This window comes from Streptomyces sp. NPDC001157, from assembly GCF_053598255.1.
Map to the genome: position 1 here is coordinate 144,620 of NZ_JBSFJW010000006.1, position 12,557 is coordinate 157,176.

The 12,557-nt window shown below is 72.0% G+C and carries 13 protein-coding genes and 1 pseudogene; 5 read left to right on the forward strand and 9 right to left on the reverse strand.

Features of this window, described 5'->3' with window-relative positions:
- Positions 1–7: 7 nt before the first annotated feature.
- Positions 8–244, reverse strand: coding sequence for a hypothetical protein (locus tag ACWDAG_RS13230; protein ID WP_450695699.1), 237 nt, complete (start codon positions 242–244; stop codon positions 8–10).
- Positions 245–464: 220 nt separating this feature from the next.
- On the opposite strand from ACWDAG_RS13230, the gene ACWDAG_RS13235 reads away from it, so the two are divergent.
- The gene (locus ACWDAG_RS13235; RefSeq protein ID WP_450695700.1) at positions 465–590 is read left to right on the forward strand and encodes a hypothetical protein; all 126 of its coding nucleotides are present in this window, start codon (positions 465–467) and stop codon (positions 588–590) included.
- A gap of 162 nt (positions 591–752) precedes the next feature.
- Here the strand turns inward: ACWDAG_RS13235 and ACWDAG_RS13240 are convergent.
- Positions 753–908, reverse strand: a pseudogene (locus ACWDAG_RS13240) (SDR family oxidoreductase); the annotation flags it as partial.
- Positions 909–1,021: 113 nt separating this feature from the next.
- Here ACWDAG_RS13240 and ACWDAG_RS13245 point away from each other — a divergent pair.
- From ACWDAG_RS13245 to ACWDAG_RS13255, 3 genes are all read left to right on the forward strand, one after another.
- Entirely contained in the window at positions 1,022–2,062 is a 1,041-nt protein-coding gene (locus ACWDAG_RS13245; RefSeq protein ID WP_450695701.1) for a PHP domain-containing protein, read from the forward strand.
- Between the two features lie 37 nt (positions 2,063–2,099).
- A complete protein-coding gene (locus ACWDAG_RS13250) occupies positions 2,100–2,756 on the forward strand; it encodes an HAD family hydrolase (protein ID WP_450695702.1) in 657 nt (218 codons plus the stop codon).
- Between the two features lie 312 nt (positions 2,757–3,068).
- Positions 3,069–4,031: an SDR family NAD(P)-dependent oxidoreductase gene (locus ACWDAG_RS13255; RefSeq protein WP_450695703.1), complete on the forward strand. Its 963-nt coding sequence runs from the start codon at positions 3,069–3,071 to the stop codon at positions 4,029–4,031.
- On the opposite strand, the gene ACWDAG_RS13260 is transcribed toward ACWDAG_RS13255, so the two are convergent.
- The gene (locus ACWDAG_RS13260; RefSeq protein ID WP_450695704.1) at positions 4,028–4,684 is read right to left on the reverse strand and encodes a M15 family metallopeptidase; all 657 of its coding nucleotides are present in this window, start codon (positions 4,682–4,684) and stop codon (positions 4,028–4,030) included. The genes ACWDAG_RS13255 and ACWDAG_RS13260 overlap by 4 nt on opposite strands.
- Positions 4,685–4,726: 42 nt before the next feature.
- A complete protein-coding gene (locus tag ACWDAG_RS13265; RefSeq protein WP_450695705.1) occupies positions 4,727–5,563 on the reverse strand; it encodes an alpha/beta fold hydrolase in 837 nt (278 codons plus the stop codon).
- Positions 5,564–5,729: 166 nt separating this feature from the next.
- Here ACWDAG_RS13265 and ACWDAG_RS13270 point away from each other — a divergent pair, with 166 nt between their 5' ends.
- Positions 5,730–6,758 carry an SDR family oxidoreductase gene (locus ACWDAG_RS13270; protein ID WP_450695706.1) on the forward strand — a complete coding sequence of 343 codons (1,029 nt, stop codon included), beginning with the start codon at positions 5,730–5,732 and terminating at the stop codon, positions 6,756–6,758.
- Between the two features lie 177 nt (positions 6,759–6,935).
- Here ACWDAG_RS13270 and ACWDAG_RS13275 read toward each other — a convergent pair whose 3' ends face one another.
- The 5 genes from ACWDAG_RS13275 to ACWDAG_RS13295 all read right to left on the reverse strand — a co-directional run bounded on the left by ACWDAG_RS13275 (position 6,936) and on the right by ACWDAG_RS13295 (position 12,442).
- On the reverse strand, positions 6,936–7,091 hold the full coding sequence (locus tag ACWDAG_RS13275) for a hypothetical protein (protein ID WP_450695707.1): 156 nt from the start codon (positions 7,089–7,091) through the stop codon (positions 6,936–6,938).
- Between the two features lie 67 nt (positions 7,092–7,158).
- Positions 7,159–8,106 carry an NrfD/PsrC family molybdoenzyme membrane anchor subunit gene (nrfD, locus tag ACWDAG_RS13280; RefSeq protein ID WP_450695708.1) on the reverse strand — a complete coding sequence of 316 codons (948 nt, stop codon included), beginning with the start codon at positions 8,104–8,106 and terminating at the stop codon, positions 7,159–7,161.
- Positions 8,103–8,948: a 4Fe-4S dicluster domain-containing protein gene (locus ACWDAG_RS13285; RefSeq protein WP_450695709.1), complete on the reverse strand. Its 846-nt coding sequence runs from the start codon at positions 8,946–8,948 to the stop codon at positions 8,103–8,105. Before ACWDAG_RS13285 ends, nrfD begins: the two co-directional genes overlap by 4 nt.
- Complete coding sequence (gene fdh / locus ACWDAG_RS13290) at positions 8,945–12,190, reverse strand: formate dehydrogenase (RefSeq protein WP_450695710.1); 3,246 nt, start codon at positions 12,188–12,190, stop codon at positions 8,945–8,947. The genes ACWDAG_RS13285 and fdh overlap by 4 nt, the downstream gene beginning before the upstream one ends.
- Before the next feature lie 18 nt (positions 12,191–12,208).
- Positions 12,209–12,442, reverse strand: a complete 234-nt coding sequence (locus tag ACWDAG_RS13295) for a hypothetical protein (RefSeq protein WP_450695711.1) — start codon at positions 12,440–12,442, stop codon at positions 12,209–12,211.
- Positions 12,443–12,557: the final 115 nt, after the last annotated feature.

Sequence of the window (12,557 nt, forward strand, 5' to 3'; positions counted from 1 at the left end):
CGCCCCGTCAGTGCAGTTTCCAGGTGAACTTGTCGCCGCCGACCCAGCGCACCACGTCCGGGTCGTCCATGTCGTGCACCGTGATGCCGAAGGCGGCGGCCGCCTCCAGGACGTCGGTGACGGACTTGGCCTCGCCGATCACTTCGCCGTCGATCTCCACGATCCGGAACGGCGGAGTGCCCGGCTGCACCCGGAGCACCATGATCCGCGGATTGGAGATGTAGGGAGCTGCTTGTTCGGTCATGCAATAGAGCGTAGGACGCATCGGGCCCAGGTTGCTCGGGGGTGTCACCGCTGCAGCAGACCGAGCACGGCCGCGTCGACGGCGCCCTGCGTCGCGGGACGACCCAAAGTCCCCGTGTTCGCCCAGCCGGGTGAGCACGGGGACCCGCTCGAAGAGCTCCACGACACAGGAGTCGAGGTAGGAGGCGCGGCACACGGCGGGGGCCTCGTCGAGGGGGGGCATGCTGCGGATTGAGAGCGAGACCCGCGGCCCTGCGGAGATCGCGTTCAGCGACCCGGCCATGGGCGGCACCGAGGTCGTACGAGCCCTGCTGCGCCGCCGCGGCGGCGGGGACCGGCGCTGGTGAACCGGGAGCGGCGCTCTCGCGAGGAAGGCGATCACGGCGGCGACCTGACGGGCATGGCCTGGCCGTCCGGCGCGGACGCCGGGGCGTCCTCCTGGCGGGTCATCGCCGCGCCGCCCGCTGCCCGCGCAGGAAGGCGCCCATCAGGTCGACCTCGACGACCTAGCGCACCGTGCCGAGCTCAAGGTCGAGAAAGGGCGTCATGGTGCCCGTACCGGCGTCGTCGACCAGCATGTCGAGGCGGCCGGGCCGGTGGCAGAGCTCGTCGGCGGTACTGGCGGCAGGGACCCTCGTGAGGTCCATCCGGGCCACGGCAGCCTTGGCGGGAGCTGATGTGGGCATCGCCGGCCTCCTCATGGAGCGGTGCGGGGGAGCGGGCGGGGCACACCGTGCGGGGTGCGCGGCGCTGGGGAACCCTGGAGGAGGAGGTCGCCATGGATCCCGTCGAGGCACTGGAGCGGATCGCCTTCCTGCTGGAGCGGTCCCTGGCGCCGACGTACCGCGTCCGCGCCTTCCGTACGGCGGCCCGTGTGCTGACGTCCCTGCCCGCGGAGGAGGTGCGCGAGCGGGCGGCCGCCGGGTCGCTGGAGTCGCTCAAGGGGGTCGGTCCCAAGACCGCGCAGGTCGTCCGGGAGGCGCTGGCCGGAGAGGTGCCCGGTTATCTGCGCAAGCTGGAGGGCGAGGCGGAGGCGCCGAGCGCGGACCGGGCCGGTGCGGGGCTGCGGGCCAGGCTGCGCGGGGACTGCCATCTGCACTCCGACTGGTCGGACGGCGGCAGCCCGATCGAGGAGATGGGCCGGGCCGCGAAGGCCCTCGGGCACGAGTGGGCCGCGCTGACCGACCACTCCCCCCGGCTGACCGTGGCGCGCGGTCTGTCTCCCGAACGGCTGCGGGAACAGCTGGACGTGGTGGCGGACCTGAACTCCACGTGGGCGCCGTTCCGGCTGCTCACCGGCATCGAGTGCGACATCCTCGACGACGGCTCGCTGGACCAGGAGCCGGAGCTGCTCCAGCGGCTCGACGTGGTCGTGGTGTCGGTGCACTCCAAGCTGCGCATGGACGCCCGCTCGATGACCCGCCGCATGGTGGCCGCCGTGCGCAATCCGCACTCGGATGTGCTCGGGCACTGCACGGGCCGCCTGGTGACCGGGCGGGGGCGGCCCGAGTCGGAGTTCGACGCCGACGAGGTGTTCGCCGCGCTGGCCGAGACGGGCACCGCCCTGGAGATCAACAGCAGGCCCGAGCGGCTGGATCCCCCGCGGCGGCTGTTGCGCAGGGCGGTGGAGGCGGGAGTGCTGTTCTCGGTCGACACCGACGCGCACGCGCCCGGTCAGCTGGACTGGCAGATCCTCGGCTGTGCCCGGGCCGAGGAGTGCGGCGTGCCGGCCGGGCGCGTGGTGAACACCTGGAGCCTGGACGAACTGCTGGCCTGGACCCATTCGCGGCGCACGCCCGCAGGAGTGGCAGGTCCCTGACGTGGTACTCGGGCAAGGGAAGAGCAAGGGAGTACGCATGGAACGGGCAGCCGTGTTCGACGTCGACGGAACCCTCGTCGACACCAACCACCTGCACGTGGCGACCTGGTGGGAGGCCTTCCGGCAGGCCGGCCACAAGGTGCCCATGCACGCCATCCACCGGTCCGTCGGCCTCGGCTCCGAGGACCTGATCGCCCGGCTGCTGGGCGATCGGCGCAACACGGACCAGGACGCCGAACTCAGCGCCGCGCACAAGGCGTTGTACGGCCAGTACTTCGACCGGCTGCCCGCCTTCGAGGACGCCGGCCGGCTGCTGCGGCGCCTCGACCACGACGGCTGGGCGGTGGTGCTGGCCACCTCCGCGAGCGGATCGGAGCTCTCCGCGCTGCGCCGCGCGATCTCCGCCGACGACGCGATCACCGCCACTGCGAGCGCTGACGACGTCGAGGAGGGAAAGCCGGCCCCCGAGCCCGTCGAACACGCCCTGGAGCTGGCCGGGGTGCCCGCGGAACGGGCGGTCTTCGTCGGCGACACCGTGTGGGACATGCGCGCGGGCAGCCACGCGGGCGTGCGCTGTCTGGGACTGCTGTGCGGCAGCATCCCGCGCGCCGATCTGGAGGAGGCGGGAGCCGAGGCCGTGTACGAGGACCCTGCGCATCTGCTGTCCGCCCTGGAGAACAGCCCGCTGGCGTGAGTGAGCGCATCCGGGTGACGCAGATCACCGCCCAAGGCACCGAACCCCGGAACACCAGGCAGTAGTTCACCGTTGAACCAACCGTGGGTGCGGATGGGACAGTGTCCCCGGGCCTCACCATTCGCCCACAGGGACGATCGTTCGGCTGAAGCCCTGTGGAGCCTTTCGCCGAGAGGCGACCGCCATCCGTGCCCACCACTTGGCGAGCCCCGACCGGCCTCCCCCGTCCGGTCGGGGCTCTTTCACGTCCGCACCCGACCGCAGTGGTCCGCGCTTGACTTCGAGAGCACTCCAATCCGTAGCGTTCTCGGCATGAGCACTGGCACTGCACAGCACAAGATCGGATCCGGTTTCGGCGCCACGAGCACGGCCGACGACGTCCTTCAGGGCGTCGACCTGACCGGCAGCCTCGCCGTCGTCACCGGCGGCTACTCGGGCCTCGGCCTGGAGACCACCCGCGCGCTGACCAAGGCGGGCGCCCGGGTCGTGGTCCCGGCCCGCCGCCGCGCCACCGCCGAGGAGGCGCTGGCCGGGATCGACGGCGTGGAGGTGGACGAGCTGGACCTCGGCGACCTGGAGAGCGTGCGCGCCTTCGCCGAGCGGGTCCTCGCCTCCGGGCGGGCCATCGACATCATGATCGACAACGCCGGGATCATGGCGTGCCCCGAGACCCGGGTCGGGCCCGGCTGGGAGGCCCAGTTCGCCACCAACCACCTGGGCCACTTCGCCCTGGTCAACCGGCTGTGGCCGGCGATCGCGCCCGGCGGCGCCCGCGTCGTGTCCGTCTCCTCCCGCGCCCACCACTTCTCGGGCATGCGCTGGGACGACGTCCACTGGGCGCAGGGCTACGACAAGTGGGAGGCCTACGGACAGGCCAAGACCGCGAACGTCCTGTTCGCCGTCCACCTCGACAAGCTCGGCCGTGACGCCGGCGTGCGCGCCTTCTCCCTGCACCCCGGCGGCATCATCACCCCGCTCCAGCGGCACATCCCCAAGGAGGAGATGATCGAGCGCGGCTGGATCGACGAGGACGGCAACGTCCTCAACCCCTCGGGCTTCAAGACACCGCCGCAGGGCGCGGCCACCCAGGTGTGGGCGGCGACCTCGGCCCAGCTGGACGGCCTCGGCGGCGTCTACCTGGAGGACTGCGACATCGCCGAGCTCGCGGTCGACGGCGGGACCAGCGGCGTCAAGGAGTGGGCGATCGACCCCGAACAGGCCGCCCGGCTCTGGGAGTTGTCGGCGGAGCTGACGGGCGTGAACGCCTTCGCCTAGGAGTCACCCGGTTCCCTGGGCCCGTACAGGGCGGCGTGTGCGCCGGTGGTCAGGGCCCAGTAGCGGTCTCCGTAGGACCAGTGCCACCACTCGGTGGGGTAGTTGACGAGACCGCAGGCCGTCAGCACCCCGCCGAGCAGGGCACGGTTGGCGCGGGCCACGTCCGTGATGTCGGCGGCCGCCGTGTAGCAGGCGCCGTCGCTCTGCTCCGGGCTGGCGTTCATCTCCGTGCCCAGGTCGAGTTCGCGGCCGTCGGCGTCGGCCAGGGTCAGGTCGACGGCCGCGCCCGCACTGTGCGGAGCGATCTCGGGCGGGGAGACATAGCGGCTGGCGGCAGTGCGGATGCGGTCGGCCGACCAGTCGGGGTGTGCCGCGCGCAGTTCGTCGGCGTACTGCTCGAAGTAGCGGCGCTGGAGGTCCGGCGGCCGGTATCCCTCCACGAACAGAAGTCGCAGGCCTTCGGGGAGAAGGGCCTGCGCGGCGAGGAGGCGGTCGAGGACGCCCCGGCGCAGGAGGATCTCGGCGCCGTGGGAGTCCTTGTGCTTGCGGTCGTCGACCAGGAGCTCCTCTCGTACGTCGACGAGGGGTTCGGCGTTGTCCGACACCGGTACGGCGGCGACCCGGGCGTCGGACATCAGGATGATCTCGCTCATGTCCTGATCATCTCCCGGCGCCCGGCCCGGAGCCGCCGGGGCTCAGCCGGTCATGAACTCCCGCAGGTCGGCGGTGAGTTGCTCGGCGTGGGTGACGAACAGGCCGTGGCCCGCGTTCTCGTAGACCTTGAGGGTGGCGTCGGGTGCGAGGGCTGCGGCGCGGCGGCCGGTCGTCTCCAGGGGGGCGGAGACGTCGTGCGTGCCGTGCACGACGAGCAACGGCGGTTCGAGCTTGGCGAGTTCGGGGGCGACGTCGAGGGTGACGATCGTCTCCTGGACGGCGCTGGAGGCCCGCACGGTGGACACCAGGCAGCGGTCGCTGAGGTAGCGGACGTAGGCGGGCGAGACCTCGTTGCCCGGCCGGTGCAGGGCGAAGAAGTCGCGCAGTGCGTCGGGGTCGCTGAAGAACGCCGGCCGGTCGCGCAGGAAGGCCGCATTGCCGGCCCGCATGACCTCGGGGTCCCAGCCGTCCGGGTTGTCGGCCGTCCGGGCCACGCCCGGGGCGATGCCCGCCACGAGCGCGACGCGGTTCACCCGGCCGCTGCCGTGCCGTGTCAGACAGCGCACGATCTCCGCGCTGCCCACGGAGTGGCCGATCAAGGTCACCGCGCGCAGATCGAGGTGGTCCAGCAGGCCGTGCAGGTCGTCGGCGAGGGTGTCGAGGTCGTAGCCGTTCCACACGTCGTCGGAGCGTCCGTGCCCGCGCCTGTCCAGGCCCACGCAGCGGTAGCCCCGGGCCGCCAGGGGCAGCATCTGGAACTCCCACATCTCGGTCCCCAGGTAGGCGCTGTTGACGAAGACGGCCACGGGGCCGTCGGCCGGTCCGTAGTCGACGTAGTGCAGCTGCGCGGCGTCGGCGGGGCTGGCGAAATACGGCATGGGACGTCCTCCTGCGATCCTCTGGGGTGGGTACGTCCTCGATGGTTCCGGGGGCCGGTGCGGGCGTCGATTACCTCCGAGGTCATACGGCGGGGTCCGCGTGCCCCGCGCCCAGGCCGGGTACTCGGTCACCCCGTTCGGACCGTGCGGCCGGAAGGAGCCGAAGGTGAGCAGCGCAGTGGGCAGCAGGATCGTGGTCACGGGTGCCACCGGCAACGTCGGCACCAGCGTGGTGCGCCTCCTCTCGGAGGATGCGCAGATGGGGTCCGTGCTGGGTCTGGCCCGGCGGATTCCCGAGTGGTCACCGGCGCGGACGGAGTGGTCCGCCGTCGACCTCGCGTCCCAACAGGCGGACCTGGCAAGGGAGTTCGCGGACGCCGACGCGGTCATCCATCTGGCCTGGGCCTTCCAGCCGACGCATGATCCGGCGGCGACCTGGCGCACGAACGTGCTCGGGAGCATCCGGGTGTTCGAGGCGGTCGCGAAGGCCCGGGTTCCGACGCTCGTGCACGCGTCGTCGGTGGGTGCCTACTCTCCGGGACCGAAGGATCACGCGGTGGACGAGTCATGGCCGACGCACGGCTGGCCGGATGCCGCGTACTGCCGGGAGAAGGCCTATCTGGAGCGCGCCCTGGACACCTTCGAGCGCGATCATCCGGAGGTGCGGGTGGTCCGGATGCGGCCCGCCTTCCTCTTCAAGCGCCAGTCGGCGAGCGAGCAGCGCCGGATCTTCGGCGGCCGCTTCCTGCCGGGCCGGCTGGCACGTCCGGAGCTGCTGCCCTTCCTTCCGGACGTCCATGGCCTGCGGGTGCAGGCACTGCACACCGACGACGCGGCCAGGGCGTACGTCCTCGCGGTCGGCTCCGAGGTCCGCGGCGCGTTCAACCTGGCGGCCGAGCCCTGGGTCGACGCCGAACTGCTCGGCGAGATGATGGGCACCCGCCCGGTCCGGCTCCCCCGCGTCGCGGCCCGCTCGGCGATCGCCGCCGCCTGGGGCCTGCATCTGCTGCCCGCGTCGCCGCATCTCTTCGACGCGGTCCTGCGCCTGCCGCTGATGGACTGCACGCGCGCGCGTGCCGAACTGGGCTGGCACCCGGAGCATGCGGCGACCGAGGTCCTGGAGGAGTTCCTGCAGGGCCTGCAGCACGGCGAGGGTGCACAAACCGAGCCACTGCGGGGACGCAAGGTGGGCTGACCGGAATCCCCCGCCGAAGCGATACCCGCCGCGAAGACACCGAAGCGCGTGCACGCCCATCCCGCGAGCAGGACGAGCCCGGAGACGGCCACGCCACCGCGCCGACCCAACACAGCAAGGGAACACGGACCGAACCGCTGCCGGGACGCAGAGTGGGCTGGCCGTCCCGGAACGCGGCTACGCCTGCCCGCCGAGCCGTTCACGCTGCGGCACCACCGTGTACCTGGGATCCCGCGCCGAGGCCACGCCCGCCGCGAAGACACCGAAGCGCGTGCACGCCCATCCCGCGAGCAGGGCGAGCCCGGAGGCGGCCACGCCACCGCGCCGACCCAACACAGCAAGGGAACACGGACCGAACCGCTGCCGGGACGCAGAGTGGGCTGGCCGTCCCGGAACGCGGCTACGCCTGCCCGCCGAGCCGTTCACGCTGCGGCACCACCGTGTACCTGGGATCCCGCGCCGAGGCCACGCCCGCCGCGAAGACACCGAAGCGCGTGCACGCCGAACCCGCGAGCAGGGCGAGCCCGGAGGCGACCGCGGCGTCGCGTCGGCCGCCGAAGAGGGCGGCGGTGACCGCTCCGCCGGCGGTGAGTACCTGCGCCGTCCGGAGCAGTGTGCCCGCCCGGCCCTCCCGCCAGGTTTCGGCGACCAGGCCCAGGCGCTGCTCCGCCGCCTTCGTGGCCGCCGCGTCGGCCAGCGCCGCAAGCCCGGCGGCACACCGCGCCGGGGCGTTCTCGCTCGTGGGTCCGGCGACGAGGGCCATACCGGACGCCGCCGCGGTCGCGGACGCCGCGAAGAGGTACGGCAGCTCCCGGTGGGCGCCGTGCCAGGCCGGTACGGCCGTGTCGGCGGCCAGCACCGCGGTGTACGTGGCGACCACCGGGCCCAGCAGCGCGGCGGCGCCGGTCGCCGCGCCCCCGAGACGCGGCGCCCGGCCGGTCAGGGCGCCCGCGGCGGCCGCACCCGCCGCGGGCCCGTAGACGCCGAGCAGCCAGGAGCCCATGCTCATGGGCGAGGTCGGCTTGAACACCCGCAGCATGTTGGCGAACCGGCTCGGTTTGCCCAGGTCGTGGATCAGGGCGGCCGCCGACAGGGAGACGGAGGCCAACGAGGACACCTTCAGTGCCGTCGCGGTCTTCGTACGGCCGGTCAGGTGTGCTCCCGCCGCGAGCACCGAACCGGCCCCCGCGAGTCCGCCGAGGAAGAAGTACCCGGCGATGTCGGGGGCGGCCCAGGAGGGTGCCTTGATGACCGGGCGGCCGTAGTACGACTCGAACTCGGCCCGGGGGACGACGGGTTGCTCGCCGCGGCGGCGCCGCCGGCGTCCCGTGCGCTCGCTCGTGCTCATCGCCTGCCCCTTCCCGTCAGCGCGAAGCAGGCCGCGACGCCGCCCAGCAGGGACAGGGCCGCCGTGCCCGCGTGCTTCCACATCGCGGGCAGGTCCCGGGTGGTGACCACGGGGTCCGGTGGCAGCCCGTACACCTCGGGCTCGTCCAGGAGCAGGAAGAACGCACCGTCGCCGCCGACGCCGTCGTCCGGGTCGTGGCCGTAGAGGCGGGCGTCGGTGACGCCCGCCTCGTGCAGCTGGTCGACGCGCAGCGCGGCCCGCTCGCGCAGTTCGTCCAGCGGGCCGAACTGGATGGACTCGGTCGGGCAGGCCTTGGCGCAGGCCGGTTCCTGTCCTGCGCCAAGGCGGTCGTAGCACATCGTGCACTTGAACGCCCGTCCGTCATGCGGGCGTTGCTCGATGACGCCGTACGGGCAGGCCGGTACGCAGTAGCCGCAGCCGTTGCAGATGTCCTCCTGGACGACGACCGTGCCGAACTCGGTGCGGAAGAGCGAGCCGGTGGGGCAGACGTCGAGGCAGGCGGCGTGGGTGCAGTGCTTGCACACGTCGGAGGACATCAGCCAGCGCAGTTCGCCGTCGCCGCCGCCGACCGGTGTCTCCTGCGCGGTCGACTCGCCTTCGACCAGCGGGAGTTGAGTACGGCCCTCCGGGCGCGGCTGCTCGATGAAGGCCACGTGCCGCCAGGTCGAGGCGCCGAGCGCCTGCGTGTTGTCGTACGACATGCCCGTGAGCGACAGCCCGTCCTCCGGGATGGCGTTCCACTCCTTGCAGGCGACCTCGCAGGCCTTGCAGCCGATGCAGACGGAGGTGTCGGTGAAGAAGCCGACGCGGTCCTCGCTCACTTGCGTGCCTCCGTTCCGGTGTCCGGGGTGATGCCGGCCCGGCTGCGGTACTCGGCGACCAGCCTCGGCAGGTCCGGGCCGCGTGGGCGGCGGCCGGCGCGGATGTCCGCGGTCAGCGCCTTGTCCTCCTGGATGTGGGCGTTGGGGTCGAGGGCGATGGCCATCAGCTCGTTGGCGGCATCGCCCTTCGCGACGCCGTTCGGGCCCCAGTGGAAGGGCAGGCCGATCTGGTGGACGGTACGGCCCTGCACCCGCAGCGGCCGGATGCGGTCGGTCACCAGCACGCGCGCCTCGACCGCGTTGCGGGCGGTGACGATCGTCGCCCAGCCGCCGTTCTCCAGACCCCGTTCGCGGGCCAGCGCCGGCGAGACCTCGCAGAAGAACTCCGGTTGCAGCTCGGACAGATACTCCGACCAGCGGCTCATACCGCCCGCGGTGAAGTGCTCGGTCAGCCGGTGTGTGGTGACGACGTACGGGAAGACGTCGGCGCCCTTCTCGTCGCCGCTGGGGTGGTAGCGGTTGCCCTCGCGGGGCAGCAGTCGGCGTACCGGGTTGCGCGGGGTCGACGGGTGCAGGGCGTTGGGGAACGGCGAGTCCTGGGGCTCGTAGTGGGTGGGCAGCGGGCCGTCCTCCAGGCCCGCGGGGGTGAACAGCCAGCCCTTGCCGTCGGCCTGCATGATGAACGGGTCGTCGCCGCGCAGCGCGTCGGGGCCGACCGCGTCCTCGTCGGGCACGAAGTGCGGTGCGCGGTCGGGCACGAAGTCCGGGACGTCGCGCCCGGTCCACTTCCCCTCCTCCGGGTCCCACCAGACGTACTTCTTGCGTTCGCTCCAGGGCGTGCCGTCGGGGGCCGCGGAGGCGCGGTTGTAGAGGATGCGCCGGTTGGCGGGCCAGGCCCAGGCCCACTCGGCGGCCACCCAGTCCTGTTCCCAGTGGGGTTTCTTTCGGGCGGCCTGGTTGACGCCGTCGGCATGGACACCGCAGTAGATCCAGCAGCCGCAGCGGGTGGAGCCGTCGTCCTTCAGCTCGGTGTAGGCGCTCAGCGGGCCGCCGTCGGGCCCGTGCCCGCTGATCTCGGCGAGCACGGCGTCGGCGACGGGTTCGTCGAGATCCCCACTGACCGGGTAGTCCCACACGAGGTCGAGGACGGGCCGGTCCATGGGGTCGGTCGAGCCGGCCAGTTTCTCCTTGATACGGCGGCCCAGGTGGTACATGAACCACAGGTCGCTGCGGGCCTCGCCCTCGGGTTCCACGGCCTGGTGGTGCCACTGCACCCAGCGGTTGGTGTTGGTGAAGGAGCCGGACTTCTCGGTGTGGGCGGCGGCCGGGAAGAAGAACACCTCGGTGCCGATGTCCTCGGTGCGCAGCTCACCGGTCTCGATCTCGGGGCCGTCCTTCCACCAGGTCGCCGACTCGATGAGGGAGAAGTCCCGGACGACGAGCCAGTCCAGCTCGGCCATCCCGAGCCGCTGCAGACGGGTGTTGGCGGAGCCGACCGCCGGGTTCTCGCCGAGCAGGAAGTAGCCCTTGCAGTCGCCGTCGAGCTGGGCCATCACCGTGTCGTACGTCGAGTGGGAGCCGGTCAGCCGCGGCAGGTGGTCGAAGCAGAAGTCGTTGTCGGGGGTGGCGGCGTCGCCGTAGTAGGCCTTCAGCAGACTGACGAGGTACGCCCGCATGTCGGACCAGAAGCCCTTCACCGTGCGGGTGGTCTGGACGAAGTTGTCGAGGTTCATGTCCTCGTGGGCGTGCGGCATCGGGATGTAGCCGGGCAGCAGGTTGAACAGGGTGGGGATGTCGCTGGAGCCCTGGATGGAGGCATGGCCGCGCAGGGCCTGGATGCCGCCGCCGGTGCGGCCGATGTTGCCGAGCAGGAGTTGCAGGACACAGGCGGCGCGGATGAACTGGGCGCCGGTGGTGTGCTGGGTCCAGCCGACGGCGTAGCAGAAGGCGCCGGTGCGTTCGGGGCCGGAGTTGGCGGTCAACGCGTCGCAGACCTGCCGGAAGGTCTCGCGGGGAATGCCGCAGACCTCCTCGACCATCTCGGGGGTGTAGCGGGCGTAGTGCCGCTTGAGGATCTGGTAGACGCAGCGCGGGTGCTGGAGGGTCTCGTCGGTAGGGGCGCGGTGACCGGTGCGGGCGCCGCCGGAGCCGTGCGCCTCGGCGCCGGCGGACTTGCGGGTGCGCTCCTCGTAGAGTTCGTCGGCCTCGCCGGTCGGCTGCTGGATCTCGACGCCCTCGTACTGCCAGGTGGTCGGGTCGTAGTGCTTCTTCTCCTCGTCGAGGCCGGAGAAGACGCCGTCGAGGTCCTCGGTGTCGCGGAAGTCCTCGCCGACCAGGGTGGCGGCGTTGGTGTAGTTGAGGACGTACTCGCGGAAGTCCTTCTCCTCGGTCAGTACGTGGTTGATGATCCCGCCGAGGAAGGCGATGTCGGTGCCCGCGCGGATCGGCACATACAGGTCGGCGAGCGCGCTGGTGCGGTTGTAGCGCGGGTCGACATGGATGATGCGGGCGCCGCGCTTCTTGGCCTCCATCACCCACTGGAAGCCGACCGGGTGGCACTCGGCGAAGTTGGAGCCTTCGATGACGATGCAGTCGGAGTACTGCAGGTCCTGCATGAAGGTCGTGGCGCCGCCCCGGCCGAAGGAGGTGCCGAGGCCTGCGACGGTGGACGAGTGACAGACCCGGGCCTGGTTCTCCACCTGCACCACGCCGAGGCCGGTCAGCAGCTTCTTGATGAGGTAGTTCTCCTCGTTGTCGAGGGTGGCGCCGCCGAGGCTGGCGATGCCCAGGGTGCGGGCGGTGCGCATCCCGTCGCGCTCCCACTCCCAGGTCTCGCGCCGGGTGCGCAGGACCCGCTCGGCGACCATGTCCATGGCCGTGTCGAGGTCGAGCGACTCCCACTCCGTGCCGTGCGGGCGGCGGTAAAGCACCTGGTGCTCACGGGCGGGTCCGGTGGTCAGCTGGAGGGTCGCCGAGCCCTTGGGACACAGCCGTCCGCGGCTGACCGGCGAGGCGGGATCGCCCTCGATCTGCACGACCTTCTCGTCCCGCACATAGACCTGCTGGCCGCAGCCGACCGCGCAGTAGGGGCAGACGGACTGCACCACGCGCTCCGCGCTGTCGGTGCGGGGGCGCAGGCCTTCGGTGTACGAGGACTTCGCGGCGCTCCCCCGGCCCGTGCGGTCGGTGCCGGTGAGCTGTCGGTAGACGGGCCATCCGCGGACCCGGTCGCCGATACCCATGCTGGGCTCCTGTCACGGTCAGGCGGAGGACTCGTCCGGGTCGGGGTGCTCGGGGTGGACGGTGGCCGGACGGGGACCGTCCCGGCGCCCGGTACCGGCCTCGTCGGTGTCCGGCACCTCGTCGTCCGTCTCCTCGGCCTCCCCCTTCGGAAGCGGAATGTCCAGCGGATCCTCGCCCTCGCCGACCTGCTGGTCCGGCAGATCCCGCGGCACGGGCTCACCGCCCTGGCCTGTGTCGTGCCGGTCGGCCACGGCGCACTCCCTTCACGTCGTCGAGCGACTCGCGAGTACCTCCGCCGGTGACCTACGAAACCTCGGGGTGCGCCCCAAAAGGGGCACGGGGCTGTATCCGTATGCGGCTCCGCCG

Coding starts and splice junctions, on each gene's coding strand:
- ACWDAG_RS13245 (WP_450695701.1), top strand. CDS start 1,022: ATGGATCCCGTCGAGGCACTGGAGCGGATCGCCTTCCTGCTGGAGCGG.
- ACWDAG_RS13235 (WP_450695700.1), top strand. CDS start 465: ATGCTGCGGATTGAGAGCGAGACCCGCGGCCCTGCGGAGATCGCGTTC.
- ACWDAG_RS13260 (WP_450695704.1), bottom strand. CDS start 4,684: ATGAGCGAGATCATCCTGATGTCCGACGCCCGGGTCGCCGCCGTACCG.
- ACWDAG_RS13230 (WP_450695699.1), bottom strand. CDS start 244: ATGACCGAACAAGCAGCTCCCTACATCTCCAATCCGCGGATCATGGTG.
- ACWDAG_RS13250 (WP_450695702.1), top strand. CDS start 2,100: ATGGAACGGGCAGCCGTGTTCGACGTCGACGGAACCCTCGTCGACACC.
- ACWDAG_RS13265 (WP_450695705.1), bottom strand. CDS start 5,563: ATGCCGTATTTCGCCAGCCCCGCCGACGCCGCGCAGCTGCACTACGTC.
- fdh (WP_450695710.1), bottom strand. CDS start 12,190: ATGGGTATCGGCGACCGGGTCCGCGGATGGCCCGTCTACCGACAGCTC.
- nrfD (WP_450695708.1), bottom strand. CDS start 8,106: ATGAGCACGAGCGAGCGCACGGGACGCCGGCGGCGCCGCCGCGGCGAG.
- ACWDAG_RS13255 (WP_450695703.1), top strand. CDS start 3,069: ATGAGCACTGGCACTGCACAGCACAAGATCGGATCCGGTTTCGGCGCC.